We start from the raw sequence: 25,645 nt of genomic DNA, 5'->3' as shown, positions 1-25,645 counted from the left end.
TATGTGCAAAATGAAAAAAGGCGGCAGCCGGATTTGCACCGGCGAATAGCGGTTTTGCAGACCGCCGCCTTGCTACTTGGCTATACCGCCTTACTCTGTGCAGCCAGGAAAATGAGTACACGGAAAACGCACGCGATTTTGTTCAAAAAGCGGGAGACGGGATTTGAACCCGCGACCCTCACCTTGGCAAGGTGATGCTCCACCACTGAGCTACTCCCGCATCGTAATCAGAGTATATTCGTTATTCACGAAAAGTCAATAACGCATGTCCAATGACGGATTTTGAGACAAAATTACATCTAATTATTACCACCTAAAGTGAAAATCACCGATAATTCGACCGAGGTGCGCCGCTAAGCTCGCGGATGATACAAACGGTGTACTTCTTTTAAGTACTCTCGGTCGATATGAGTATATATCTGTGTTGTCGAGATGTCGGCATGACCCAATAGCTCTTGTACGACCCGCAGGTCGGCGCCTCCTTCCAGGAGGTGGGTGGCGAACGAGTGGCGAAACGTATGGGGTGTTACTCTCTTCCTGACCCCGGACATGACCCAATAGCCCCGCAAAATCTTCAGAAAACCCATGCGTGACAGTTTTCTGCCGCGCGCGTTGAGGATAAAAACGGAAGATGTTTTGTTCTTAAGAATGGAAGGCCTGCCAGCAAGGAGATAATCGTCGACCGCCACCCTGGCCTTGTTGCCGAAAGGCACAAGACGCTGCTTGTTGCCCTTACCGATAACACTGAGTAGTCTCTCATTCAATTGCACATCACTGAGCTTTAAAGAAAGTAATTCGGAAATCCTCAAGCCAGAAGAGTATAACAACTCCAGGCATACCCGATCTCGCAGCCCGAGCGGAGTCTTCTTGCTAGCCGCTTCTACGATAGCACTGACTTCATCCACCGAAAGGACAAGCGGAAGTTTGCGCCTTGTTTTCAGCAATTCCAGTTCCTCCGCAGGATTCTCACACACAGTTTTGTTCTGCAGCAAGAATCGATAGAAAGTTTTGATGGCAGATATCTTGCGGTTGATCGAAACCGCGCTGAGATGCATATCCGAGAGCGAGTGTACGAAAGCCCTTAGATCTCGGACCGTGGCCGATGAGAATTGCTTACCGCCCTGTTCCAAGAAAAGATTAAGTTGCTTGAGGTCGTATTGATACGCACGCATTGTCGCTAACTCATCACCCTGCGCGAGTAGATGATTCTGGAAATCTGCTATTATTGTATTATATTCGGTCAAATCGGCACAACGAGTCTGCGAGGATATTTTGTCAAATTAACGATCTTACCTTTCTCCGTAACATGAATGACATCTTCGATCCTTACGCCATAACCTTTCTCGGGATAGTACAATCCGGGTTCAATCGTGAATACCATACCCGGTTCGATGCGATATTTGTTCGTCTTGAATACATTGAAGTAAGGACTTTCGTGGATATTCAAGCCCAAACCATGACCGAGTGAGTGGCAGTAGCCAACCTGTGTCTTAGTATTGCTCAAGAACGTCTTATGCCCTTTCCTTTCAAAGAATTCGCAAACCTTCTGCTCAATGTCCCGTGTTTTACTTCCTACTTTCAGCAGGCTACACGCATAATCATAAGCACATGAAACCGTCTTATAAAGCTCTTTCACAGGTTGCGGTGCGGAACCAAAACATACGGTTCTTGTAAAATCAAAGAAATATCCGCCGCCAATCTCCTGCGGGAAAATATCAAACACTATCGGCACCCCGGCTCTAACCGGTTGACGGTCGCGGCCGCTATTATGAGGAACACCTGCATCGCGGCCCTGGGCAATGATCAAACCACCAGAATCGATGACGCCATGCGCAAACAATTCGCGTCTGACAACACGCCTGAGATCGCCTATTAAGAGTTTACGCCTGCGCTCCGCCATGAGAAAACCGTTTCTTATACTGCATTTGCGGGCGGTAGCCAACATTGCATTGAACGAGCGGATCACTGCATCGCGTACTCTCCTGATCCGTGCAATCTCCTCTTCGCCCTTGGTCAAACGAGCACAAGTAATCAATCCTCTCTCATCACCATCATGCAATCTCACGTCCTTGTTGAACCTGAGTATGTGCTTCATGTACTTGTAGCCATCCCCCAGAGGAAAATTGCCGTAGAATATGACACTGCCCTTTACCTTCAAGTCATCGAACAATTTCGCAATGAAGTACGCATTCGCTTTCTGAAAATCTTTGTATTTCTCAAGTAACTTTTGGCGGTCATATGTGTTTATGTTGATCAGACGGTGGCCGGATTTTGCCGCAACTTCTCGTTCAATCGGCGCGTGAACGACGTAAGCGGGTTTTCCCCGTTTCTTAATATAGTGCGCGAATATGTTCGCTCCGTTCAATAAGTAGTACATATTTGTATCTCGACTGGCATGTCCCTCTGCATATATCGCATCAACATTCATCTTCTTCATCAATGCATCAATGTCCCTCTTCATAGTCCCAACCCCTTTACTTGGTATACCAACTTGCTAACTTGAAGAAATTCTCTAGTATCAACTTACCCGCCGGGTGCTCCTGGTCAAATCTTTCCGGGTGGAACTGCACTCCATAAATCGGTGATTTCCCACTCTTCATCACTTCGATCGGACAATTCGGAGAACCGGCGAGTAGTTCAAAGTCAAACGGCACATCGACCACCATTTCCTCGTGTGATTCAAGCACGAGAAATTTTGTTGGCAGACCCTCAAAGATTTCGTTGTCACTCGTTCGTTCCACCATGTAATAACCCTCTACCTTCATCCCCATATCAATGACTTCCGCTCCGAACGCCATCGACAGAAGCTGGTGACCAAAGCATATGCCCAGCATGGGTTTTTCAGTCGACCTGATGAAATCTACTTCGTAAGCGTAAGTATCCATGATACCAGGCTCGGCAAGCTTACGCTGCGAACCCGACAGAACGATCACATCGTAGAGTTTGAATTCTTCTCCCGGAGGAATTGCAGAATAATCTTTGATCTCGACGGTATGCACTGTTATATCCTTTAGAACGTTATACAAATTCTCGACTTGCGGCGAGTTCGGAAGATAGTTGTCAATTATCAATGTTCTCATCGATAACCTCAAAGAGTGTTTCAACAAGTTTGCTTTCTTTCACGCGTCGGATCTCCTTCCCCTTCGCAAAAACGGCACCGATTCCCTTACCACATGCAATGCCGAAATCAGCCTCACGAGCTTCGCCAGGGCCATTAACAACGCAACCCATGACCGCTACCTTCATAAAAGAACCGTACTTTTTCAAGCGTCTCTCAACATCACGGGCAATATGCTCCATGTCCACCTCGCATCGACCACACATCGGGCAGCTGACAAGAATCGGACCTCTATGTCTTATTCCCAGCGCGCTAAGTACAACATAGGCTGCAACGACTTCGCGCACGGGGTCGGCAGTCAAAGACACCCTTATTGTATCACCGATACCATGATAGAGAAGAATGCCCAAACCCACCGCGCTTTTGACCGCTCCCCATAACGGCAATCCGGCTTCCGTAATGCCTATATGAAGTGGAAAAGCAAACTGCTCGTTCAATATTCTATATACCTCAATCGTCTCACGCACATCAACACCTTTCGCGGAGATAACAATTTGGGTGAAATCATTCTCTATGAAAACTCCCGTTGCCGCTCTTACCGAATCGACGATAGCATCGACGGTCGGATGTTGATGCTTCGCCAGTATCTCTTTAGGCAGCGAGCCCGAGTTGACACCTATTCTGATTGGAATGTCACTCGCCTTAGCGTGCCTGATGATCTCGTCTACTTTCCAACGGTCACCGATGTTACCCGGGTTTATTCTTATCTTGTCGACCCCGGCTTTGATCGCGCCCAGGGCCAAGCGGTAATCGAAATGTATATCCGCAATCACCGGGATAGTCACAGAATTCTTGATCTGTCTCAGTGCCGCGACATCATCACGGCTAACAACTGCGCAGCGAATCAACTCACAACCAGCCCTCTGCAGCCGTCTGATCTGGTTAACGGTTTTAGCAATATCAGCCGTTTTGGTCTTGGTCATCGACTGTACCGCAATTGGATATCCACCTCCGATCTTCACGCTACCAATGCGCACAATTTTCTTCTGTTTTTCCTTCATCTTCCACGACGTATGCTTGCACCAAGTCTGCGCAATTTCACTTCGAATTTTTCATAGCCGCGATCAAGATGGTATATCCGTCTAACCACGGTGGTCCCCTCGGCCGCAAGTCCGGCCAACACGAGTGCCGAGGATGCACGGAGATCTGATGCCATGAGTTGCGTACCAGAAAGCTTTCTTACTCCTTTGATAACAGCAGTGTCACCCTCAATAGTGATATTCGCACCCATTCGCATCAACTCGATAGCCTGCATGAAACGATTCTCGAATATCGATTCCTTGATCGTACTTGTACCAGGAACTGTCGACAGCAGAGCCATGAATTGTGCCTGCATGTCAGTTGGAAACCCGGGGTACGGTGCGACAAAGATATTCGTGGCTTTTCTCTGCCCACCACCGTTTATTGCGATGCCATCATCTGTTTCTCTCACAACTAAGCCAATCTCGCGCAGCTTCTCAAGGAAACTCGTCATATGTTCAGGAACTGCTCGTTTTATCAATATATTACTCCGGGTTATCGCCGCAGCGACGGCAAACGTTCCCGCTTCAATACGGTCGGGGATGATCTTGTACTCGACCCCGCTATTGAAACAGTCACAGCCCCTTATCGTTATTTCATGACTCCCCTGTCCATCAATCTCAACACCCAGTGTTTTGAGAAAATTCGCAACGTCGATCACTTCAGGTTCGGCCGCAGCCGGGCTTATGACTGTTTTCCCCCGTGCGCCGCTTGCAGCCAGCATAACATTGATGGTAGCACCAACTGAAGTGCCTTTCGGTCCCTGCAGATCTACGTTCTGCCCGCGAAGGTTGCGCGCATCCGCATTGATATATCCATCGGCGATAGCGATCTTCGTACCAAGGGTATTGAAACCTTTGATGTGCAGGTCAATTGGCCTCGGGCCTATCGCACAACCACCAGGCATTGCCACAATGGCTTTCTTCTCGCGCGCAATCAATGCCCCCAGGACGTAGTATGATGCGCGCATTCTAGTAACGATGTCATACGGCGCCTCCAACCGCCTTACCCTCGGTGTATGTATTACTAGAGTGTTTCTTCTGAATTCGACACGCGCCCCAAGATGAGTCACCAGCTCAAGCATGGTTCGGACATCAAAGACATCAGGTATATTTTTCAGTGTTACTTTTTTGTCAGTCAGAAGCGTAGCCGCGATTATTGGCAAAGCTGAATTCTTGGCACCGGATACGTTAACTTCACCCGAGAGTCGTTTACCTCCCTCGATGAAAAATCTTGCCATCGGATGATTATACGGAAATTGTATCTGCTGTCAATGTAAAACGTTCACCCTCGTCCAAACTTGTGTGCCAGTTCTTCTATCGTCCACCTTAATACGATCGGACGACCGTGAGGACATGTATAGGGATTCTCCGTAGCGAACAGCCGATCTATCAATGATTGCATTTCGACAGACGAAAGTCTCTGCCCTGCTTTGATCGCACCACGGCATGCGACAACGCGGGCGATTTCCGCCTTTTCTTTGATCAGGTCGCCTATTGAACTAAGCTCCCCAAAAATACCCGCGATCTCCTCGCGATTTATGTGTGCATCTGATGGTAGGCTGTCGATGACAATTGTGCGACTTGAGAACTCTTTGAATTCAATGCCCATATCGGTGAGGGCATGCTTCGTCTTTTCATAGATCCTGTACTCTTCTGGAGTAAGGTCTATCGTAATAGGAAAAAGAAGGCGCTGCGACTGCACCTTTCCCCGCATTATGGACTCATAGATGATACGTTCATGAGCCACGTGTTGATCGACAATGATCATGCCGGATTTGGTCTGGGCTAGTATATAAGTCTCGTGGAGCTGCCAAAATTCTTCAGTCGTTCGGCCGGCTTCGAATCTCTGTCCTTCGCCATAAGGCAAAATAGTATCTTGAACAAATCCTTTTGTAACCAATGCAGGGCTACCTTTCTGCTCAGTACTGTCGTACTCCACGCTCATCGGTTTCTTGTATATCGCACGCCTGACCACCTGGCATAGCAGATCCACTATGTACCGTTCGTCACTCAACTTGACTTCATTCTTTGTTGGATGAACATTCGCGTCAACAGACTTGGGGTCAACCATGATGTTCACCGCGAAAGCAGGCGGATATTGAGGGTCCTGGTATAACTCGATCAATGAACGATAGATGCGAGGATACTTCACAGGCCTTGAATTCACATATATATATTTAAGCTGATGTTTTTCAGTCATGCCAGGTAGCGATACTACACCGGCAATGTGTGTAGCCCCAATTTGGAAATCAACTTCAACCAAGGAATCGGATATTCTTCTCGGGAATAGGGTTTTGACTCTCTGGAGGGTGGAATTTACTCCGGTCACGTTCAGTATCGCTCGGCCATCGTCCCCAAGATAGAATGATATATCCGGAGAAATAACTGCATAGCTACTTATCAAATCGGCAATCAAACGCCGTTCCCACGTTGCAGACTTCATGAATTTCAACCGAGGGGGTAAATTGAAAAAGAGGTCGGCAATCTTTATCCTTGTTCCCTGGGGCCTTTCTGAATCGAGGATACGCTTTATCAACCCCCCTTCGGCAATGATCTTGGTTCCCACCAAACCATCGGACGTTTCTATCTCGAATTTCGAGACCTGAACAATACTTGCGAGTGCTTCCCCTCGAAAACCATATGTCCTGACGCGCTCCATATCATCCAGTGATCCAATCTTGCTTGTTGCATACCTTTCAAGCGCGAGCTGCGCATCCTCTCTGCCCATGCCGGATCCGTCATCATTGACCAGACATTTTGTTTTACCGCCATCACTGATTTCGATTTCGATTTTCCTGGCACTGGCATCCAAAGCGTTCTCGACTAATTCTTTCACCACTGAAACTGGCCGCGTAATGACCTCGCCGGCCGCGATCTTATCGCGTACATCAGCGGAAAGGATTCTAATCTTGGCCATTTTCTATTCTATAGAAGATAGTGACAAAGTCAAGAAATGGACGACTCACCCAAAAAAAAGGCTTAGTCCAGCATGATATGGACTAAGCCCGTTTCCTTCACAACCATTTCACATCACGAAGCGTACATTAATTGAACCCTCTTATGAATTGTGTAATCAATGTGGCGGTCCGTTCAATATCCTTCAAGGATACTACTTCAATCGGCGTATGCATATAACGCAATGGTATATTCAAAACGCATGTAGGTATGCCATCGCGATTGAACGCGATATCATCTGCATCAGTACCGGTCACGCTTGGTACTGCCTCTATCTGATATGGTATCTTCAATTTATTTGCCGTTTTCGTAAGCCGCTCGAAGAGACCTGCAGGTATCGTAGCGCCCCGCAGTATAGTAGGACCGCTGTTCAATGGAAAATATTCATAATCTTTCAGGTCTGGATGTTCTGCATGAGAGACATCAACGACAATACCGTATTCAATCGGCAGGCGGTAAGCATGAATCCTCGCTCCCAGCCCCGTGTATTCTTCCTGGCTGGTGGCAACAAAATACACGTCGATACCGCTTCTCTTCTTTGCCAACTCCTTGAGTACCAAAATGCCGCAAGCAACACTCGCTCGGTTGTCCAGCGCTTTTACCGTCCGCAGATCGCCCGGCAATTTCCCGTACAGGCCGGCAAACGTAACATAATCACCTATTCGAACATCCGTCTTTACTACCGAAGGCGCCAGTCCAGTATCAACAAATAAATCCTCGAGACGAGGGGCTTTCTCACGGTCCTCCTTCGAGAGAAGATGCGGGGGTTTTGCGGCAATGTAACCGCTCAGCCTCCTCTTACCCGTGACTATCACTTCCTGCCCCGGAAGGATCCGCGCATCGGTACCTCCTATCTCGCTTAGAAATATACGCCCTTCCACATCGATCCTCGACACCATATATCCTATCTCATCTGCATGACACGCCAGCATAACACCACGTTTTCCTCCACCTTTCAGGTGGGCACTGACACTGCCGTCTTTTTCCAGTACCGCGGGGATATTTTCAGCATCGAGGCACTGAAGGATCACATCAGAAATATCTCCCCCATAGCCGACGCCAATGGCCAGGGTCAACTTCTCGAGCAACCCGTCAAGATACTCCATTACCGAGGTCCCCCGAGTGAAGAGTCGTCCCGCCCCTGCACCATCTTTTTTGATGGATCCTCTTCGATGCTGCAAAAAACCAAACTACCTTTGTCCGACGTGATCATCGTTTGCACACGGGCATTAACGACCTGGTTCACATACTTGGCCGAATTCTCAACCACAATCTTAACTCCTTCTATGTAACCGACGCCTTCGTTGGCTCGCAAACCTTTTTTGAGGACTCTGACCGCGATCAGACGACCGGGAATAAATATGGGGGTTAGGGTCCGATAAAGATCTCTTATATCGATCACCCTGACCAAAGGATAGGATTTTGCATGCCTGCAGAGTTCATCAGATGCTGTGAATACCTTCGCCTTTTTCTTACTGGCGATGCTAAGAACGCAAATCTCTTCAATCAACCCATTACCTTTATCCAATACATATTCGATGGGCACGTTGCTTGCCAATGAATTGAATACCTTCTCAAAATTGGGACCGCTTGCCTTCTGCACGATATCATGCACAAGCTGAGGAACAATAATTCTACCCTCAAAGAATCTTTTGCTGAACAGTTGAACTATCCTGCCATCAAGAATGCTTGAAGAATCCAGGACATATTTGTTCTCGCGCTTAAAAAAAAGCATTTTTCCTCCTACTCAATAATAAGCTTCAAACCAACGCAATTCTCACAGCCTCTTTCACATCACTAACACCCACAAGTTTCATATTGAAGTTTCCTGAACCATGTTTGTTTTTCTCGGGAATGATACCGACCTTAAAACCCAGCTTCTCAGCTTCTTTCAACCTTGATTCAACCCCATAGACCGCTCTCACTTCACCGCCAAGACCCACCTCGCCTATTACCAGAGTACCCTTTTCAATGACTTTGTTTTTCACCGAAGAAGCAATGGCAAGAATGAGACCGAGATCGCATCCGGGTTCGTTAATCTTGATGCCGCCAACAGCGTTAACAAAACAGTCCATACCGTGCACACCAATGCCCACGCGTCTCTCCAATACCGCAAGAAGCATTGCCAACCTTTTGTAGTCAATACCCGTCGCCACGCGCTGGGGATAGTTGAAAGACGCCGGGCTGGTCAGTGCTTGCACTTCGACCAACAGAGGCCTCGTACCTTCCATGACCGATGTTACTGCAGAACCCGATGCGACCGATTCGGATATGAAAAGACTGGATGGGTTAACCACTTCGTTTAACCCCTGTTCGGTCATCTCGAATACACCGATTTCATTTGTCGAGCCAAAACGATTCTTTATTGCCCTCAGGATACGGTATTGCTGGCCTTTATCACCCTCGAAATAAAGGACGGTATCTACAATATGCTCTAGCGTCTTGGGACCGGCAATTACACCATATTTTGTTACATGACCTATCAAAACTGTTGTTATTTCTCTCTCCTTGGCAAACCGCATCAAATCACCGCCGCACTCCCGTACCTGAGCTACTGAACCTGGAGCCGAAGCAAGCCCTGTCTTGTATGTAGTCTGTATTGAATCGATCACCAGAAGTTCTGGATCGCATTTGCGCGCAGATTCAATTATGGAATCCAAATCGGTCTCCGAGAGCAGATCTATTGCTGCATCAACACTTCCTAACCGCTCGGCCCGCATCCGGATCTGGTACGGCGATTCTTCACCACTGGCATACAGGACACGGCCCTTTTTCCGCGCTATGAGTGACGAAATTTGAAGCATCAACGTGGATTTCCCGATGCCAGGATCACCACCAAGCAAGACCAACGAACCCTTAACAAGACCGCCTCCGAGTACCCTGTCCAGCTCTTTGATGCCAATGCTCTTTCGATCCTTCTCTGCAAAAGGAATATCACGCAGAGATACCGGTGCTGCGCCTTTTGCCTTTCCCGTTACTTTTCTTTTTTCGATTATTTCCTCAACCATTGAGGCATACGACCCACATTCCGGGCACCTGCCTAACCACTTAGGTGCAAAAGCGCCACAATGCTGGCAAACAAATCGTGTTTTCATCTGGGGGGAATTGACAGATACAGAGAAATCAGAACACCTTTACGTTTATATATTTCTTCGGATTCTCGTTGATATCTTGAATGAGAGTTTTCAAAGCAAGATTGGTTTCCCTTAACTCCTCATAGAGCTCGTCGGATTTCAGCAGACGGCCAACTGTGCCGTCTCCTTTGAAAAGAATCGTAAGGGAATCCAATCGAACTGCAAGCATGTCAATTTTGTCTACCGGATCCTCCAACATCGACAGAAGCCGTCCCAGACTTTTGCTGAGATCTGCTGAGAATCTCCGCACCGCTTCATCCAGATCGGGTATTTCGATCTTCCCGAAAGTCGTTATCAGACTATCCAGCTGGCTGCCCAACGCTTCGAGGTCAAGCGAGCCGCCGGTGCCATAGTAGACATCGGGGATCTTATCACTTGTTCCGGGTGTTATTTTAACATACTTGTCCGCGCCAACATAGCTGACCGCGCGAATACAAATCCTTGTATCATCAGGAAGGCGCACGTCACGGTCCACGGCCAAAATCACCTGCACGCGGCTGCTATCGATATGCATTGATTTTACCTTGCCCTTCTCTATCCCATAAACAAGGACCGGATCGCCGACCCTCAATCCTTCGACATCCTCAAAATAGACCCTGGCGTCATACGTATTGCGTAAAAAGACCTTACCGGAAAGCCAGGTGTAAAGGGCAATAAAGACAATGATGCCAACAACGACAAAAATACCTACGAAAGTTTCCCTCAATCCTTTAGTCATATAATTCCTTTTCAATCTTTGTCAACTTGGTTATCTTCCCTTTCTTTAGCATGTATATCTGATCACCCACCGCCCTGGCTGTGCTCAAGTCGTGTGTCACAACGATACCACTATTCTTGTATTTCTTTTTCAAGCTCTTTACAAGGGCAACAACTTTATCCGTCATTATTGGATCGAGCCCGGTTGTTGGCTCGTCATAGAACAAATAACGAGGGTCAAGCGCCAGTGCGCGTGCTATAGCGACAAGTCGTTTCATCCCTCCGGAAAGTGATTGTGGATAAAGACCCGCCTTGCCTTCCATGCCAACTACCTCAAGGAGACCGCACACGCGTTCCCGAATAGCCTTTGACGAAAGTGTAGTATGCTCACGCAGGGGAAGTGCGATATTCTCCGAAACATTCATGGAATCAAAAAGCGCCGTACCTTGAAACACGAAACCAACCTGTTTCCGTATCTCATATATCTCTCTATCAGTAGCATTCTGTATTGATTTTCCATCAAACAGAACCTCACCGCTATCGACCGCCATAAGCCCTAACATCGATTTCAGTAGCACACTCTTGCCGGTGCCGGAAGGTCCAAGGATCACAACCAGAGAGCCATCGTCGATGCAGAAACTTACATCATTGAGTACGATCAACGAGTTAAAAGCCTTCGACAGATTCTTTATGCTGATCATCCGAATATCACCAAAGCGATCAAAAAATCCAATGTGAGTATCAGGATCGAAGCAGTAACAACGGCGTAGGTTGCTGCCCGTCCAACCTCTCGTGCACCACCCCGGACGTTGAAGCCAAAATAGCACCCGGCAGTCGCTATCACAACGGCGAAGAAAAGCGACTTCACCAGACCACCGAAGAAATCCTTGGCATAGAAGAGATGAGTCAGGCCGTAGTTAAAAACACCAAAAGGTATATCCAGGAAAAAATGTGCATAGGCACCGCTGACCAACAGCGCGTCAAATTCGGCGATAACTGTCAGCACGGGTAACGCGATGAAAGTACCGATTATCCGCGGTAAACTGAGAAATCTGTGCGGGTTTATCGCCATGATCTCCAGCGCATCGATCTGCTCGGTCACACGCATGGTCCCGATCTCGGCAGCCATCGAGGATGCGCAGCGACCACTGACCATCAAGGCGGTGAGGATCGGTCCCAGCTCGATCATCACCATGCGGCCGACCGTCATGCCGAGTATATATCTCGGCACGGTTCCCGCCACCTGATACGAAGTCTGGACTATTGAAACCAAACCAACAAAAGCAGCAATTATCAGAATAATCGGCAAGGATCCGATCCCCACTTCGAAAACCTGACGCAAAATTCTATATCTAGAATGCTGGAGTTGCCAGGGTATGAAAACACTGCGGAATAAAAAAGACGAAAAATCGCCGATCGCGCTAAAAAGGTTCACGTTCTTCCTCAACCAATTCCTCTTCTCTCAGTGTAAAATTGGCAAACTGGGTGAATTCATTGAAAAAATTCAGCTCGATGATACCGGTTGGACCGTTGCGCTGTTTCGCCACAATGATCTCGGCAACACCCTTTTTCTCGGTCTGCGGATCATACACCTCATCACGGTAGATGAACACAACAACATCGGCGTCCTGCTCGATCGCACCGCTTTCGCGGAGATCAGCCAGTATTGGCCGTTTATGTTCACGGTGCTCAGGCATCCTGGACAACTGCGAGACGACGACCATCGGACAATCTAATTCCTTTGCGAGAGCTTTGAGTGCTCTCGAAATTTCTGAAATCTCCTGCTGCCTCGAGACAGTCCTGGCCAGTTTGGGGCCATCCAGGAGTTGAAGATAATCAACGATAAGCATCCCGATGCCATAATCTGCTTTCAAACGCCTTGCCTTGGCTTTCAGCTCGTATATCGACATCTGGGCCGAATCATCGATCAATATCGGAGCCTTATCAAGATTGCCAGCGGCAGTTGCAAGATTGACCCAGTCCTCGTTACGCAGCATCCCCCTGCGGAGATTCTTCAGACTCACCTTTGCCTCGCTGCACAGCAAACGCTGTACCAGAGCTTCCCCGGACATTTCGACCGAGAAAATCCCAGTCGGGACATTATTCTTTATGGCCGCATAAGAAGCGACGTTTAGGACAAACGCCGTCTTCCCCATTGAAGGTCTTCCAGCAACGACTATAAAATCACCTTTCTGGAAACCGGATGTTATCTCATCGAGTTCATAGTATCCAGTTTCGACTCCCGTAATCATCCGAGCACCGCGCATCGATTCAGCGGTTTCGATTATTTTTGTGATATAACCTCTGATACTGACCGGTTCTTTTCTGAGGCCTTTCTCTTTGATCTGGAAAACACTGTTCTGTGCATAGTCAACAAGTTCGGCGGCTGTCTGATTGTCCTCAAAACTGTTCTTCAGCATCTCCATACCGACCTGAATGACGCTTCGCTTGATCGCCTTATCCAAAACGACACGCGCGTGATGCTCCACATTCGCCGTCGTAAGGATGTTGCCTACAATATTCGACAGGTACTCAGGCCCACCGATTTCATCGAGCATCTTGTTTTGTTTCAACCAGTCCGTAACCGTAACAAGATCCGCAGTGACGTTGCGGTTGAACAGACCCAGGATCGCCCGAAATACCTTCTGATTTGCCGCCTGGTAAAAATGCTCCTCGCTAATAATTTCCATCGCCTTTGGCAAAGCGTTCGGGTCCAGCAGTATCGCACCCAATACCGATTCTTCGGCTTCCAGTGAATGAGGTGGTACTCTCTTTTCTTCCATCTACCTATCGGTTTTGCTGTCCATAACCATAATGCATTCATCGAGAATACGGTTCGCGATCTGCCATTTTGTCTGTTCTCCCATATCTTCTCTTTCAGAATTCGCTCTCAACATGCTCATGGCTGCCCGTGTTGCGCCAATTGCTGCTGGCGAATTGAAAACGACTAAATCCATATTCTTTGCATTCATCTTGTGCTGCGCTCGAGCGAGTTGATCCGATTCTTCGAGAGAAAAACCAACAACGGTCCGGTTTCCTTTCTGCTTAGTAATCTCCTTGAGTAGATCAACATTTTTCCTGAGGTTCAGATCATATGTCTCATCGTGGATTTTGACATTACTCTGAGCTTGCGGCTTATAGTCCCCGACCGCAGCCGCCATGATCAAACAATCGCACCACGCAAAATGCTCGTGCAATGCATCCAACATCTCAGCGGACGTCCGCACCCTGGTAATGTCCATACCATCAGGCAATTGGCAAGCCACTTCGCCGATAATAGCCTTGCCAGTACCTCCGCGGCAAAATATTGCCTGCATTAACTCAGCCGCCATCAAACCGGTCGAGCGATTGGTCACAACCCGCACCGGGTCGATATCTTCTTCAGTCCGACCGCCGGTCACGAGGAATTTTCTGCCCTCTAGATCCCGCCTTTTTTCAACTACGGACATTATTTTCTTCAAGATAATATTCACCGATGGAAATCTGCCCCGGCCAATCTTGCCAGAGGCAAGCGCTCCGACACCCGGCTCGAGAACACTGAAACCGTGTTCCTTCAAGAAAGCAACATTTTCCTTAACGATGAGGTTATCCCACATGCCCTGATCCATTGCCGGAACAAAAAGGATAGGTTTCTGACAAGAGAGTAATGAGGTTGATAGTAGATCATCCCCAATACCGCATGCAGCCTTACCGAGGATATTTGCAGTTGCCGGTGCTATGACGAAAATATCCGCCCATTCACAAAGGCTCAGATGCTTGATTCCAGTGGTCAGCACGAACTGGTCGCTGTACACTTCCTCATCAGACAGGGTTTGACAGCTCAACGGGGTAATAAACTCAAGCGCTGATTTTGTCAGAACAAAGCGAACCTCAGCCCCATGTTTTCTCAACAATCTTGCCAGTTCAAGTGATTTGAAAGCAGCAATTGAACCGGCCACGCCAAGCAATACTCTCATTCCCTAAATTTAATTTTATCGCTCAGCAGGCGCCGCAGGGCCTCAAGGATCGGATTCATCTTTTCATCCACAAGACCCTTACCTTGTTCTTCCTTCAGCTTCCGCGCTTCGAGCGCTGCAACATTAACAGCCTTGTACTTGTTCTGAAATCTCTTCCATATTTCTTCAACGGGGATTATCATTGAACCTCCTTCAGTATTCTACGCAATTTACCCGCTGTGTCAATCCTAGTATTCAAAACCTTCGCGCGCCTTTGCGCCTTTGTTGAAATAGTGTTTAACCTCTCTGCATTCGGTAATCAGATCGGCAAAAGGTGCAAATTCCTCGGGCATGTAGCGACCCGTCAGTATCAGCACGACATCTTCCGGTTTCTGTTTGAAAAGTGATATCACATCTTTGGTCTCTATCAATCCAAAATTTACAGCAACGTTGATCTCATCGAGAATTATTATATCATACTGGTGGCCATTCACGGCGCCAGTAGCTCTCGCCAGTGCCGCTTTTGCGAGACGGATATCCGTTTCATCTGGATTTTCGGGATTTACGAAATCGGGACGCCCGAACTGTTCGATTGTGAAGTTAGATAGTTGTTTTGCTGCTTCAAGTTCTCCGTAATTGACCTCACCCTTCATGAACTGAATCATCAGGACTTTCAGACCGTGGCCAATGGCCCGCATTGCTTGGCCCAAAGCCGCGGTCGTTTTACCTTTTCCGTTTCCTGTATAGATATGTATCATATTTTATTTTCGAGCCTCATCGAAACCAAGTGTAGAATGCAATCCACTCAATTCAACAACCTACAGTCACCCGCGATGATATGTTCGATGCCATAATCGGCACGCATTATGATCAATGCGCCCTGCCGATCAATATCCAGGACTTTGCCAACAACCAATCTGTCCGGCAGTTCAATACTCACGTCACGACCGTGCATCAACGTATATTCGCGCCACTTTGATAGCAGCGTATCGACCTCTTCCTTCTTCAGAATAGCGTAGTAAGCGTCGAGAGACTTGCACAATCGGTGGTAGAAACTCTGCGGGTCAAGATGCTTCTTCGTTTCAATGAATATCGAACTCGCCTTTTCTTGCAGATCGTCAGGGAACTGCCGGACATTAAGATTGATGCCCACACCAAGAATAACATTCTCGTCAACGATCTCAGGCAGGATACCGGCAATCTTTCTGCCGTTAAGCAATACGTCGTTAGGCCATTTTATTTTGGCTCCGATTCCGTATGCGGAAAAAGACTCGCAGATCGCAACGCCAGCAATGAGGGAAATCAAACAGTTCTGATGATGCTTCAGCAAAACAGACATCCACAAACCACCCTCGGGTGAATACCATGAACGTCCCTTACTTCCCCTACCGGAGCTCTGGGTATCAGCTATGACTACCGTACCTTCAGGAGCATTCTCCATTATCTCCTTTATATAATCGTTCGTAGAATTAATCTCGTTCAATCTGTAGAATTTGCTCCCAACGATCATCGAAACTCCGGCTACTTCAATCCGTCTTCTTGAAAATCATGGCGACGACGGTCTTGTCGTTCCCACCCATGCTCGAAAGCATTCCATATGGGCGGTCTGACGTTACCTGCACCTGATATTCACCCGCCTTGCCTGAAAGTTGATGCACGATATCAACTGCCTGACGGACGCCAGTTGCGCCGGTCGGGTGGCCATAGCCTATTAACCCGCCAGAAGTATTCGTAGGGATTAAACCATTAAGGCTGGTATTGCCTGCCTTCACAAAATCCGCGCCTTCACCATAACCAGCAAGACCTGCTGCTTCGACAGCGAGTAGACCGGCTACAGTGAAGCAATCATGCACCTCCAAAACACCCAGTTCCTTGGGTTGTATACCCGCTCTCTCGTATGCACGTTTGGCTGCCATCTCGCATGTACCCAATTTTGTCAAATCAGTTGGTGGTGTGGTCAGATTATCCTGCACCTGTGCGTAACCAACGACCTCGACCACATTCCTCTTACTGATGCCGATTTTCTCCAATCCCTGTTCGGATGCGAAAATCAGCCCAGCAGCACCATCAGAAACCTTCGAGCAATCAAAAACATTGATGTGTTCACAAAAAGCCTTGGGGCTCGGTGATGTCATACCAGTCCCGTAGAGATCGCTGTTCGCATTGTGATATTCCTGTGCCTTGGGATTCTTACGCGCGTTCTCGATCGCATTCACGTACCACCGTGCCATACCGGGGCGGATTCTATCGTATCCGAACTTGTCAAAACACGCACCGGCTCGCTGAGAAAACTGGTCGGGGAAGAAGTACGCGTGCCCATTCTTACGTTCGCCAGAATACCATCCCGCAGCGGCAAGATAATCAGCACCGTACACTGCTTTGACAGTGTTCTGGACCTCAACGCCCAAGCACATGACCACATCGGCAATGTCCGCAAGCACTGTCTTTACCGAGGCAACGAGCGCCAAGCCTCCTGAATCGCATGCACCTTCAACGCGCATGCACGGTTTGTACTGAAAAGTAGGATGCACCATCGGAAAAAATCCGCCAAGGTTGCCCTGGTGACAGAATCTCGATGCAATGAAGTTACCGATAACACCCTCATCAATATGTTCGGGGTTCTTTATTTGGTCTATCACTCCAAGTCCAGCTTCTTTGATGTAATGTTCGATACCGGGGCGTGGCTTCTTGGGGTGAAACTCCTTTCTACCAGAGCCCAATGAAACTGTATAGAAGCCAGCACAAGCATAGACTTTCTTTCTAAAAAAAGACATTTAACACTCCTTTCCTATTAAATTGTAAAGTCGAATTCCCCTCGGCTCCGCTCGGGACAGTGAATTCAATGGCCAAATCATAGATTCCCCGTGGAAGACTTAGAATTCACCCTTACGGGTATTCTCGCATATACAATCAAATCAGAGATTTGTGTAGCCGCGGAATCGGATTTCGTGCTTCGGATTTCATATCTAAATGTATTCATTTATCGGTCCGTAGAGCCAGAAGAAACCGTTCGTGAGGACAGCATTGACATCATCGCTCGAATTAGCTACGCCTCTGTTAACAAGACCCTCTGCAATTTCCTTCGTTTTTCTCAAAAAAGCAGACGCAAGTTCACCACCGGGCGTATCCATTTTCTTCACCTGTTCAAAATGCCTCTTCAGTTTCTCGTCCTTGTTGCTGTCCATGAGTAGGCCACGCCATGGAACAAAGCCCTCCGGCAGCGGCCCCAATTTCTTCTCTATTCTTTTTTTCCAATCTTCGGAAATAGAGAAATATTCCTTCTTTCTTACGTCATAAATACCTACGGGACGGTTCTTCTCGTATTTCAGGAATCCATCTTTCTGTGAACCATCTGCATACTGACCACCGAGAACCTTATACTTGACCATCCTATCGATCAATCTACTTCTCAATGTATCATCAGGAAGGTGGGTGCGCATAACCTTTAATATACACTGAAAGACATCTATGCCAACGTAGTCGATCAACTGGAATATTCCCATTGGTCTGACAAGAAAATCCTGTGTTATCCTGTTAACGGCGTAGATCGCACCCGCATAACGGAATTTTGCCTGCAGCCTGTCGACCTCATCAATTGCGTACAGACCATCACGAATGAAATGTCCATTGCCGATAAACCCTGATATATCATTTGCTGGCACTAATTTCTTGCGCAACCGCTTACCGAGTTCGCCCGCGGCAGTTCTCAACTCCTCAGTCGTGCCCTTGGCCGTAATCACTTCAACCAGTCTTTGAACCACCGGGGGATTGTAGAAATGGTAGCCAATGAGCCGGCCGCCAAGACCCGCATTTTCATCTAGATAACCGATTGGGATGCTCGACGTATTTGTCAGATAGAGGGTATCTTTGCCGCACATTCTATTCAACTTTTTGTAGATCTTTATCTTCACTTTTTCATTCTCAAATATCGCTTCGAATACGAGATGACTTTTCGCAGCAATACCCAGATCGATACTGTAGTTTAAGACACTTGTAGAATCATCAACAAAGGCATTTACGATATCGCTGTTCTCGACCAGATCCTTTCTATCTTTATATAGATCCCTTAGCAGCACAGTCGACTTTTCTGCCGCTTTCACGAGTTGGGCCTTCATATACGCCCTGAGACCATCAAGCGCCTGCTCACTCATATCGACTAAGTTGAGTCTGTAGACATTATTTTTGTTTTCGGGTATTAATTTCAGCCTGGCCATTTCCTGAGCAATAAGCACACCAATACCACTACCCATCTTACCGGCCGCACCGATAATTGTTACATTCTGGAGTCTCTCATCAAGGTTCATCAAACCTCCTTTTCCTACGGAAAATTGATTCAAACGGATTGAAACAGATTCAAATAAACACCAAGAGACGGTTTTGAGCGAAGCGGTTTATATGCACGCCGCCGTTTTATATTCCATCAACAAGGTCGCAATTAATTCTTTGACAGAAATTATCTTATCTACTCTGAATGCATTAGAGCCTGCAAATGCAAACCCACTCTTAAGTTTTCCTTTCTTGGCATTGGTTAGTGCGTGAGCGATGCAGTATGGTACTTTTTTGAAGTCACAAGTTTTCAAACACTTCCATGGACACTTAAAGGGTTTTTTCATACCTGCGAATATATCATTTATAAATTTGTTTCGTATCGCTCTTCCCGGTAATCCAACGGGGCTGTCTATTATGACAATATCCTCCTCTTTGCATACTACGTATGCCTTTTTGAACTCTATGAAGGCATCACACTCATGAGTCGCGACAAATCTGGTTGCCATTTGAATTCCACTGGCTCCTAACTGTATAAATCTATAAATATCAGCCCCGGTGTATATGCCTCCGGCGGCGATTACGGGGATATCTTTATTATACCGCCGCTCAAAGGGTTTTATTACAGAAATAACATCAGGGAGTATCTTCTCCAGCGCATAATCAGAATCGTCAATCTGTTCTTTCTTGAAACCGAGATGTCCACCTGCAAGTGGGCCCTCAACAACCACGGCATCGGGGACATGATCGCAGTTTCTCGCCCAGCTTTCAAATGTGATTCTTGCAGCTCTTGCAGAAGAAACTATAGGAACAATCTTGGTCGCAACCTCTCTTAACCTTGCCAGAGGCAATGTTTTTGGGTTCCTAAGCAAAAGCCCAGCACCGACGAAAACCAGGTCCACACCTTCTTCTACTGCCACCAGCAAGAGTTCATCAAAATCTGAGAGCGCCACCATTATATTGACTCCAATAATCCCGCTTGTCATTTCCTTTGCTTTTCTTATTTCTTTTCTCAAAGCTCTTATGTTCGCTTCCCTGAAATTTGTGGCATAGTCAGGTTCGAGCATACCAATTCCAGCAGTGCCAATAACTCCTATGCCCCCCTCGTTCGCCACAGCCGAAGCTAATCCTGACAAAGAGATACCAACACTCATTCCGCCCTGAACAATCGGTATCTTGGCCTCAAAATTGCCTATTTTCAACAGTGGCATTTTCCGAGAATTCATAAGTTATTTACCTCTATTAAGATGTTCTGTCTAACGGCGGGCGTTGTCCGCTTATCGGTTGCGGCGCAGGCGAAGTCGTCAGATTTATTCTTTATTGCTGTTTGTGCCATGTTATCTACCTGCTTCAGATATCTTCCTTCTAGACTCCATTCAAATAATGACGTGTGCCCATATTTTTTCTCAGGTCTTACAAACACTATATTGTACCTTAATTTCTTTCCAGACAGTTGATATATATCTCGACCCCTTAAGAAAATTCTGTCTTACCACCGGTCAGCCGATTCAGCTCTTTTATCATATCGTCTATACATTGCCAGTATTTTTCAGCTTATCGTCAATAGCTAGCAATCTGCGGCGCTACGACATTATGTTGCACGACTCCAGCAAAACTGCAATCATTTACACCAATTAGGCTTTCGTTTCTCCAGGAATGCTTTCATTCCTTCTTTTGCTTCTTCGGTGGAGAAAAGAATACTAAACGCTTCGGTCTCGTATGAAGTCGCTGTCGTCAAATTTGCATCAACACCCCGGTTAATGACCGTTTTGGCAAAACGCACGGCGGTCGGTCCGACCTCCATTATTTTTGCTGCCAAATTCGTGGCTTCGTCGAGCAGTGCCTCGGGTGCTACAACCTTATTCACGAGACCTATTCGGAGGGCTTCTTGGGCATCGATCATCTCTCCGGTGAATATCAATTCTTTGGCCTTTGCGGAACCAACCAGTCTCGCGAGCCGCTGAGTGCCGGCATGACCTGGGATCAATCCTAATTTTACCTCGGGTTGACCGAATTTTGCCTTCTCTGAAGCAATCCTGATGTCGCACGCCATTGCAAGTTCGCACCCCGAACCAAGTGCAAACCCATTCACGGCTGCGATAACAGGTTTTTCCATGTTCTCAATAAAAGAAAGCACACGTTGTCCAATCTGGCTGTACTCGCGAGCTTCAATCGACTCCATCTGAGCAAGTCGGGAAATATCAGATCCCGAAACAAAGGCCTTGCCCTCTCCTGTAATAATAACAACCAGAACATCCTTATCGCAATTGAATGTCTGCACCGCATGCTCTAATTCGACAATCGCTTCGACGTTGACCGCATTGTATACATCAGGCCGGTTTATTTTCACAAAACCTATTCTGTCCTTCTTCTCAGCAATAATAAATTCGAACGGCATCAAACCTCCTTTTTTATTTTGTTCGTGACCGTACTTCTGACGACCATCCCTATGCATCCTGTCGGACAAATGTCGGTACAGAGACCACAACCGTAACATCGGTCCGCCGCAACCACCAATTTACCATCAACCATGCTACGTGCACCGAAGTAGCATACTTCAACACATTCACTGCAATGAGTGCAATTATCTAAATCAGTAGTTTCTCTATATCTTCCCTTATCGCATTTCTCTCTCGGATCCAGGAAATATCCGCAGCAGTCGTCACAGCAGAAACAAATACCCGCAACCCGGGTTCTGTCTTGGTCATCACGGAAAGGCCTAACCACAAGATGCTTCTCTTTCGCTTCCGCAAACACTCTTTCTATCTCTTCCTTACGTACCTCGTGCAGATTTGAACCCCCTCCTGTATTACGTTCCTGGAAGTCAAGGCAGATGTCCATCCTGGACCGTTTGCACCGCCCTCTCTGCTCCCGGCAGCCGCAGTTCGATAACCAGTATCTTTTGTTCTTCTCGACGATCTGCCAACCTTCGTCACGCGTACACACGAAGTGTATATTGTTTTCACCTTCGGAACTCACTCAAATCCCCATTTCTCTCTTCTTTTTTATTATGTCCTTTAACATGGATTTGAATCTGGGCTTTGTTTTGAGTACCCAATTCTCAAAATGCTCTTGAAGTTTCTGCCCTGTCCAGCGATGACAATTCAAATCGTCGGCATCAAAGTAATATCCATTGTCAGTCAACCGGGCAGGAGTGAGACAGACTGGGCAGCGAAATCGATCACCCTCGATACGTTCAAACAGACAGTTATAATCTACCGGACATCTCTGTGCGACGGTCGAATCGTACTTTCCATTCTGACAATTTATCAGATTGTCAACCAGCACAGAAAGCTCTGTGATACTTCCATTGAGCAAAACCTCGCCGGGTCCTGCCCCGTAGAGCACAATACTGTCTGCGATACGCCTGCCCAATGCGAGAAGCACAAGATTCGTGAGGGGTATTTGGAATTGATGCCAATCAGGCAGCGCGGCGACGCCAATGCTTGCTCCGGGCCCCACACTTTGCGCGCTCAGGTACCCAGCAATCGCCAGGTATCGATCCAGTAGCATCTTCAGCTTGCCCGGAATACCAAGAACATATACCGGTGCGATCACCAGAAGCCTATCCGCCTCCTGGATGATATCGAGCAATCTGTAAAGGTCATCATCAATACAGCATTTTTGTTTCTTTTCAAGACACTTCAGGCAACCGCGGCACTGTTCTAACCTGAAATTCTTAAGATATGCTACCTCACCGGAATCTACACCGGATTTCAATGCGTATCTCACAGAAAGACGACCTATCAGATCGCTGTTACCGTTACGCCTTTCAGAGGCAACTATTGCCAAGAAATGCATATCTTACGTCCAAATCACTTTGCTCGCAGTATCATTCGCCAAACCGAATTCGCAAAATCGTCCCGAAAAGACGGGACTCGCAGTACCGCTCCTGTTTGCCTCACAAGAATTCAATGTGAATACCTTCATCTTGTACTGGAGCCCTTCCTGAGTGACTTATCAAAGGCAATGAGTTTGAAATACTCGTTCTCTATCAGCGGATCAATAATAGAATAATCCTGCGGTGTTATGTATCCCAGTTCAATTCCAACCTTCAATACTGCATCGACCTCCAGCAACGATGTAGTTGCCCTATTTATGAAGAGGCTGAAGTCACGATCAGTGTGCCGTCCACTACCTTCAGCGATATTCAGGGCAATTGACACCACAGCCCTCTTACCCTGCGAGATTAAATCATATTTTTCGTCTGTCGGGAATTTCTCTAGCAGCACATACATAGCTTTTATCAGTTCTATGGCTAACTGCCAGACCTCCAATTCTTCGTATTTGAACTTCATGTTTCGAAGAAACAAGCGATTACTGCGAGTGTAACGATACTGCGTCTCCTGCGGGCGAAGCAATACTGCGATTATGTCATTGTCGAATTTTCAATTTCGACAATCGGTACGAATGCGTCCACCTGATCGCCTTCTTTGAAGTTGATTTTCTTCACTTCGCCATCAATATGTGAACGGAGTTCACTCTGCATTTTCATGGCTTCAACGATCGCGAGCGTGTCCCCCGATTTAACCTTCTCTCCGACCTTCACCAGCAATTTGACAAGTAATCCCGGCATCGAAGAAGTAATGACATTACCTCCTTGCTGGTCTCCTCCTTCTGAGCCGTACTTTGCCCGGCTGCTTAACTCCAGAGTGAAGTATTCACCACCGAGTGAAACGTATATTTTCGCATTATCTCGCGCAAAAAATATTCTATACGTCTTGTCTCTCATTCTAAAGCTGGCCGAGTTTTCCCGCATGATGAAATCGTTAACCGTGTAATTTTGGTCACCTATTGTTACGACCAATTCATCTTCCCCGCTGCGGACATCAACGTCATATTTCTCTTTCAAATACAGCAAGTGATATTTCATATTACCCTATTCACCAAAAGAAACATACCTTATCATATGTTGTCCTTTATCTTTTGCAGATTTCCCAATCTCCGATCTCCTGCCACGGTGTCGTCGATCGTCGTATGTCACCACTCTGAATAAGGGCTTTTTCTCCCTCTTTCCTGCCCATGGCTATCAGTGAAGCTGCGGCAATAGCGGCCTGAATATTATCATCAGCCATGCGCAATTCAGAAGCATTATCATCGATGAAATGCGTGTGATAATCGCCCGCAATGAATTTTGCGGTCCCCATGATACGTTTTAAATAACCAAGATTTGTCTTGATACCCAGAATTACATAATTATTCAGCGCATTGGACATGCGCTTTATCGCCATGTCGCGGTTCTCTGCCCAGACGATCAACTTCGACAGTATTGGGTCGTAATACGGCGGGACGTCCCACCCCTGATATATACCAGAATCAACTCGCACCCCGGGTCCATCTGGTTCATTCAAAAAAAGAATCTTCCCAGGACACGGCAAGAAGTTATTCTCAGGGTCTTCGGCGTAGATCCTTGCTTCGATCGCATGACCGCGTTGTTCGACCGAGCTTTGTTTAAGATCGATTTTAGAACCCGCTGCAATCATTATCTGGTGACGGACAAGATCAACTCCCGTGACCATTTCAGTAATCGGATGTTCAACCTGGACTCGGGCATTGACCTCGAGGAAATAGAAGTTGCGGCTCTCATCAAGCAAAAATTCCACGGTACCAGCGTTGGTATATTCTGAAGCCTCGATAACCTTTTTGGCTGCTTCGCCCATGCGCTGACGCAGCTCAGCATCGAGGACAGTCGACGGAGTCTCCTCCACTATCTTCTGATGGCGCCTCTGTATTGAACATTCCCGCTCGAACAAATGCAACGTGTTTCCATGCTTGTCCCTGAGTATTTGAAATTCAATGTGACGCGGCCTTTCGATGTACTTTTCAAGATAGACGGTTTCGTCACCGAAGGCACTCTTTGCCTCTCTCTTCCCTGCTTCGATACTTGCCTCGAGTTCCTTCTCGGTGCGGACAATACGCATGCCTTTACCGCCACCGCCCATCGAGGCTTTAACAATCACCGGATAGCCAACCTGCTCGGCAATTTTCTTGAAAGAAGTCATCTCCCTTTCGGCAATCTGCATACCCGGTATGATGGGAACACCAACCTTCTTAACGGTGCTCCGCGACGCAACTTTGTCACCGACCAGAGCAAGCGCCTTCGAACTAGGACCTATGAATACAATGCCACTCGCCTCACATGCCTCTGCAAATCTCGGGTTCTCAGCAAGGAATCCATACCCTGGGTGTATCGCATCAACACCTGCCTCTTCCGCTGCGGCCATGATTGCTTGTATATTCAAATAACTTTCCTGAGGAGGAGGATCACCCACGAGATACGCTTCGTCCATGTGCCGCAGATGTCTGGAATACTCGTCCGCACTTGAAAATATTCCGACCGGGCAAATGCCAAGTTCTCTGCATGCCCTGGCTACCCTTATAGCAATCTCACCACGATTTGCGATCAATATTTTTTTGAACATAATTCCTCACAATCCAGTATCATCCATGATGGCTTCGCAGTATCAATTCAACTTTAGTTGATTTCGCAGTATCGGACCTCTATCTGCAAATGTAATG

The 25,645-nt window shown here is 47.3% G+C and carries 26 protein-coding genes and 2 tRNA genes; all 28 read right to left on the bottom strand.

Annotated elements, in window-relative coordinates; translation table 11 throughout:
* Nucleotides 1-18: 18 nt before the first annotated feature.
* The 28 genes from OEV79_05510 to accC all read right to left on the bottom strand — a co-directional run bounded on the left by OEV79_05510 (nt 19) and on the right by accC (nt 25,548).
* Nucleotides 19-90: transfer RNA gene (locus OEV79_05510), tRNA-Cys, on the bottom strand.
* A 58-nt stretch (nt 91-148) separates the two neighbouring features.
* A tRNA-Gly gene (locus OEV79_05505) sits at nt 149-220 on the bottom strand.
* A gap of 133 nt (nt 221-353) precedes the next feature.
* Nucleotides 354-1,244, bottom strand: coding sequence for a site-specific tyrosine recombinase XerD (gene xerD, locus OEV79_05500; protein MDH4210886.1), 891 nt, complete (start codon nt 1,242-1,244; stop codon nt 354-356).
* Nucleotides 1,241-2,461, bottom strand: a complete 1,221-nt coding sequence (locus OEV79_05495; GenBank protein MDH4210885.1) for a Xaa-Pro peptidase family protein — start codon at nt 2,459-2,461, stop codon at nt 1,241-1,243. Before OEV79_05495 ends, xerD begins: the two co-directional genes overlap by 4 nt.
* A gap of 13 nt (nt 2,462-2,474) precedes the next feature.
* Nucleotides 2,475-3,080, bottom strand: coding sequence for a gamma-glutamyl-gamma-aminobutyrate hydrolase family protein (locus OEV79_05490; GenBank protein MDH4210884.1), 606 nt, complete (start codon nt 3,078-3,080; stop codon nt 2,475-2,477).
* Nucleotides 3,061-4,119, bottom strand: a complete 1,059-nt coding sequence (gene ispG / locus OEV79_05485) for a flavodoxin-dependent (E)-4-hydroxy-3-methylbut-2-enyl-diphosphate synthase (GenBank protein MDH4210883.1) — start codon at nt 4,117-4,119, stop codon at nt 3,061-3,063. Before ispG ends, OEV79_05490 begins: the two co-directional genes overlap by 20 nt.
* Complete coding sequence (gene murA / locus OEV79_05480) at nt 4,116-5,378, bottom strand: UDP-N-acetylglucosamine 1-carboxyvinyltransferase (protein ID MDH4210882.1); 1,263 nt, start codon at nt 5,376-5,378, stop codon at nt 4,116-4,118. The genes ispG and murA overlap by 4 nt, the downstream gene beginning before the upstream one ends.
* Before the next feature lie 44 nt (nt 5,379-5,422).
* Complete coding sequence (gene mutL / locus OEV79_05475; protein ID MDH4210881.1) at nt 5,423-7,057, bottom strand: DNA mismatch repair endonuclease MutL; 1,635 nt, start codon at nt 7,055-7,057, stop codon at nt 5,423-5,425.
* Between the two features lie 127 nt (nt 7,058-7,184).
* A complete protein-coding gene (locus OEV79_05470) occupies nt 7,185-8,201 on the bottom strand; it encodes a M20/M25/M40 family metallo-hydrolase (protein MDH4210880.1) in 1,017 nt (338 codons plus the stop codon).
* Nucleotides 8,201-8,830 carry a hypothetical protein gene (locus tag OEV79_05465; GenBank protein ID MDH4210879.1) on the bottom strand — a complete coding sequence of 210 codons (630 nt, stop codon included), beginning with the start codon at nt 8,828-8,830 and terminating at the stop codon, nt 8,201-8,203. The genes OEV79_05470 and OEV79_05465 overlap by 1 nt, the downstream gene beginning before the upstream one ends.
* Before the next feature lie 25 nt (nt 8,831-8,855).
* Nucleotides 8,856-10,190, bottom strand: a complete 1,335-nt coding sequence (radA, locus tag OEV79_05460; GenBank protein ID MDH4210878.1) for a DNA repair protein RadA — start codon at nt 10,188-10,190, stop codon at nt 8,856-8,858.
* A 28-nt stretch (nt 10,191-10,218) separates the two neighbouring features.
* Nucleotides 10,219-10,947: an MlaD family protein gene (locus OEV79_05455; protein MDH4210877.1), complete on the bottom strand. Its 729-nt coding sequence runs from the start codon at nt 10,945-10,947 to the stop codon at nt 10,219-10,221.
* Entirely contained in the window at nt 10,940-11,626 is a 687-nt protein-coding gene (locus tag OEV79_05450; GenBank protein MDH4210876.1) for an ATP-binding cassette domain-containing protein, read from the bottom strand. The genes OEV79_05455 and OEV79_05450 overlap by 8 nt, the downstream gene beginning before the upstream one ends.
* Nucleotides 11,623-12,360, bottom strand: a complete 738-nt coding sequence (locus OEV79_05445) for an ABC transporter permease (protein MDH4210875.1) — start codon at nt 12,358-12,360, stop codon at nt 11,623-11,625. The genes OEV79_05450 and OEV79_05445 overlap by 4 nt, the downstream gene beginning before the upstream one ends.
* Complete coding sequence (gene dnaB / locus OEV79_05440; protein MDH4210874.1) at nt 12,347-13,708, bottom strand: replicative DNA helicase; 1,362 nt, start codon at nt 13,706-13,708, stop codon at nt 12,347-12,349. Before dnaB ends, OEV79_05445 begins: the two co-directional genes overlap by 14 nt.
* Nucleotides 13,709-14,881 (bottom strand): bifunctional phosphopantothenoylcysteine decarboxylase/phosphopantothenate--cysteine ligase CoaBC, encoded by a 1,173-nt coding sequence (coaBC, locus tag OEV79_05435; protein MDH4210873.1) that lies wholly within the window; start codon nt 14,879-14,881, stop codon nt 13,709-13,711.
* Entirely contained in the window at nt 14,878-15,063 is a 186-nt protein-coding gene (rpoZ, locus tag OEV79_05430; GenBank protein MDH4210872.1) for a DNA-directed RNA polymerase subunit omega, read from the bottom strand. The genes coaBC and rpoZ overlap by 4 nt, the downstream gene beginning before the upstream one ends.
* Before the next feature lie 45 nt (nt 15,064-15,108).
* Nucleotides 15,109-15,618 carry a cob(I)yrinic acid a,c-diamide adenosyltransferase gene (cobO, locus tag OEV79_05425; protein ID MDH4210871.1) on the bottom strand — a complete coding sequence of 170 codons (510 nt, stop codon included), beginning with the start codon at nt 15,616-15,618 and terminating at the stop codon, nt 15,109-15,111.
* Nucleotides 15,619-15,665: 47 nt separating this feature from the next.
* On the bottom strand, nt 15,666-16,370 hold the full coding sequence (locus OEV79_05420) for a biotin--[acetyl-CoA-carboxylase] ligase (protein MDH4210870.1): 705 nt from the start codon (nt 16,368-16,370) through the stop codon (nt 15,666-15,668).
* 16 nt (nt 16,371-16,386) lie between these two features.
* Nucleotides 16,387-17,634 (bottom strand): 3-ketoacyl-CoA thiolase, encoded by a 1,248-nt coding sequence (locus tag OEV79_05415; protein ID MDH4210869.1) that lies wholly within the window; start codon nt 17,632-17,634, stop codon nt 16,387-16,389.
* 192 nt (nt 17,635-17,826) lie between these two features.
* The gene (locus OEV79_05410) at nt 17,827-19,164 is read right to left on the bottom strand and encodes a 3-hydroxyacyl-CoA dehydrogenase family protein (protein ID MDH4210868.1); all 1,338 of its coding nucleotides are present in this window, start codon (nt 19,162-19,164) and stop codon (nt 17,827-17,829) included.
* A gap of 87 nt (nt 19,165-19,251) precedes the next feature.
* On the bottom strand, nt 19,252-20,337 hold the full coding sequence (locus tag OEV79_05405) for a nitronate monooxygenase (protein MDH4210867.1): 1,086 nt from the start codon (nt 20,335-20,337) through the stop codon (nt 19,252-19,254).
* A 410-nt stretch (nt 20,338-20,747) separates the two neighbouring features.
* On the bottom strand, nt 20,748-21,524 hold the full coding sequence (locus OEV79_05400) for an enoyl-CoA hydratase-related protein (GenBank protein ID MDH4210866.1): 777 nt from the start codon (nt 21,522-21,524) through the stop codon (nt 20,748-20,750).
* A complete protein-coding gene (locus tag OEV79_05395) occupies nt 21,524-22,105 on the bottom strand; it encodes a 4Fe-4S binding protein (protein MDH4210865.1) in 582 nt (193 codons plus the stop codon). Before OEV79_05395 ends, OEV79_05400 begins: the two co-directional genes overlap by 1 nt.
* On the bottom strand, nt 22,106-22,927 hold the full coding sequence (locus OEV79_05390; GenBank protein ID MDH4210864.1) for an NAD(P)H-dependent oxidoreductase: 822 nt from the start codon (nt 22,925-22,927) through the stop codon (nt 22,106-22,108).
* A gap of 125 nt (nt 22,928-23,052) precedes the next feature.
* On the bottom strand, nt 23,053-23,424 hold the full coding sequence (locus OEV79_05385; protein ID MDH4210863.1) for a four helix bundle protein: 372 nt from the start codon (nt 23,422-23,424) through the stop codon (nt 23,053-23,055).
* 71 nt (nt 23,425-23,495) lie between these two features.
* A complete protein-coding gene (locus OEV79_05380) occupies nt 23,496-23,999 on the bottom strand; it encodes a biotin/lipoyl-binding protein (protein MDH4210862.1) in 504 nt (167 codons plus the stop codon).
* A gap of 46 nt (nt 24,000-24,045) precedes the next feature.
* Nucleotides 24,046-25,548 (bottom strand): acetyl-CoA carboxylase biotin carboxylase subunit, encoded by a 1,503-nt coding sequence (accC, locus tag OEV79_05375; protein MDH4210861.1) that lies wholly within the window; start codon nt 25,546-25,548, stop codon nt 24,046-24,048.
* Nucleotides 25,549-25,645: the final 97 nt, after the last annotated feature.

The organism is candidate division WOR-3 bacterium (assembly GCA_029858255.1).
Taxonomy (GTDB): Bacteria; Hydrothermota; Tepidihabitantia; order SM23-42; family SM23-42; genus SM23-42.
The sequence above is the reverse complement of the archived record's forward strand: the minus strand, read 5'-3'. Positions and strand labels throughout refer to the sequence as shown.

Bases quoted from the DNA above. Each gene is read 5' to 3' on its own strand.
- murA (MDH4210882.1), bottom strand. From the start codon at position 5,378: ATGGCAAGATTTTTCATCGAGGGAGGTAAACGACTCTCGGGTGAAGTT.
- OEV79_05385 (MDH4210863.1), bottom strand. From the start codon at position 23,424: ATGAAGTTCAAATACGAAGAATTGGAGGTCTGGCAGTTAGCCATAGAA.
- cobO (MDH4210871.1), bottom strand. From the start codon at position 15,618: ATGATACATATCTATACAGGAAACGGAAAAGGTAAAACGACCGCGGCT.
- ispG (MDH4210883.1), bottom strand. From the start codon at position 4,119: ATGAAGGAAAAACAGAAGAAAATTGTGCGCATTGGTAGCGTGAAGATC.
- OEV79_05455 (MDH4210877.1), bottom strand. From the start codon at position 10,947: ATGACTAAAGGATTGAGGGAAACTTTCGTAGGTATTTTTGTCGTTGTT.
- OEV79_05490 (MDH4210884.1), bottom strand. From the start codon at position 3,080: ATGAGAACATTGATAATTGACAACTATCTTCCGAACTCGCCGCAAGTC.
- radA (MDH4210878.1), bottom strand. From the start codon at position 10,190: ATGAAAACACGATTTGTTTGCCAGCATTGTGGCGCTTTTGCACCTAAG.
- OEV79_05495 (MDH4210885.1), bottom strand. From the start codon at position 2,461: ATGAAGAGGGACATTGATGCATTGATGAAGAAGATGAATGTTGATGCG.
- mutL (MDH4210881.1), bottom strand. From the start codon at position 7,057: ATGGCCAAGATTAGAATCCTTTCCGCTGATGTACGCGATAAGATCGCG.
- OEV79_05420 (MDH4210870.1), bottom strand. From the start codon at position 16,370: ATGATCGTTGGGAGCAAATTCTACAGATTGAACGAGATTAATTCTACG.
- accC (MDH4210861.1), bottom strand. From the start codon at position 25,548: ATGTTCAAAAAAATATTGATCGCAAATCGTGGTGAGATTGCTATAAGG.
- rpoZ (MDH4210872.1), bottom strand. From the start codon at position 15,063: ATGATAATCCCCGTTGAAGAAATATGGAAGAGATTTCAGAACAAGTAC.
- OEV79_05390 (MDH4210864.1), bottom strand. From the start codon at position 22,927: ATGCATTTCTTGGCAATAGTTGCCTCTGAAAGGCGTAACGGTAACAGC.
- OEV79_05410 (MDH4210868.1), bottom strand. From the start codon at position 19,164: ATGAACCTTGATGAGAGACTCCAGAATGTAACAATTATCGGTGCGGCC.
- OEV79_05450 (MDH4210876.1), bottom strand. From the start codon at position 11,626: ATGATCAGCATAAAGAATCTGTCGAAGGCTTTTAACTCGTTGATCGTA.
- OEV79_05415 (MDH4210869.1), bottom strand. From the start codon at position 17,634: ATGTCTTTTTTTAGAAAGAAAGTCTATGCTTGTGCTGGCTTCTATACA.
- coaBC (MDH4210873.1), bottom strand. From the start codon at position 14,881: ATGAGAGTATTGCTTGGCGTGGCCGGTTCAATTGCTGCTTTCAAATCA.
- OEV79_05470 (MDH4210880.1), bottom strand. From the start codon at position 8,201: ATGGAGTATCTTGACGGGTTGCTCGAGAAGTTGACCCTGGCCATTGGC.
- OEV79_05405 (MDH4210867.1), bottom strand. From the start codon at position 20,337: ATGCCACTGTTGAAAATAGGCAATTTTGAGGCCAAGATACCGATTGTT.
- OEV79_05380 (MDH4210862.1), bottom strand. From the start codon at position 23,999: ATGAAATATCACTTGCTGTATTTGAAAGAGAAATATGACGTTGATGTC.
- OEV79_05465 (MDH4210879.1), bottom strand. From the start codon at position 8,830: ATGCTTTTTTTTAAGCGCGAGAACAAATATGTCCTGGATTCTTCAAGC.
- dnaB (MDH4210874.1), bottom strand. From the start codon at position 13,708: ATGGAAGAAAAGAGAGTACCACCTCATTCACTGGAAGCCGAAGAATCG.
- OEV79_05400 (MDH4210866.1), bottom strand. From the start codon at position 21,524: ATGCCGTTCGAATTTATTATTGCTGAGAAGAAGGACAGAATAGGTTTT.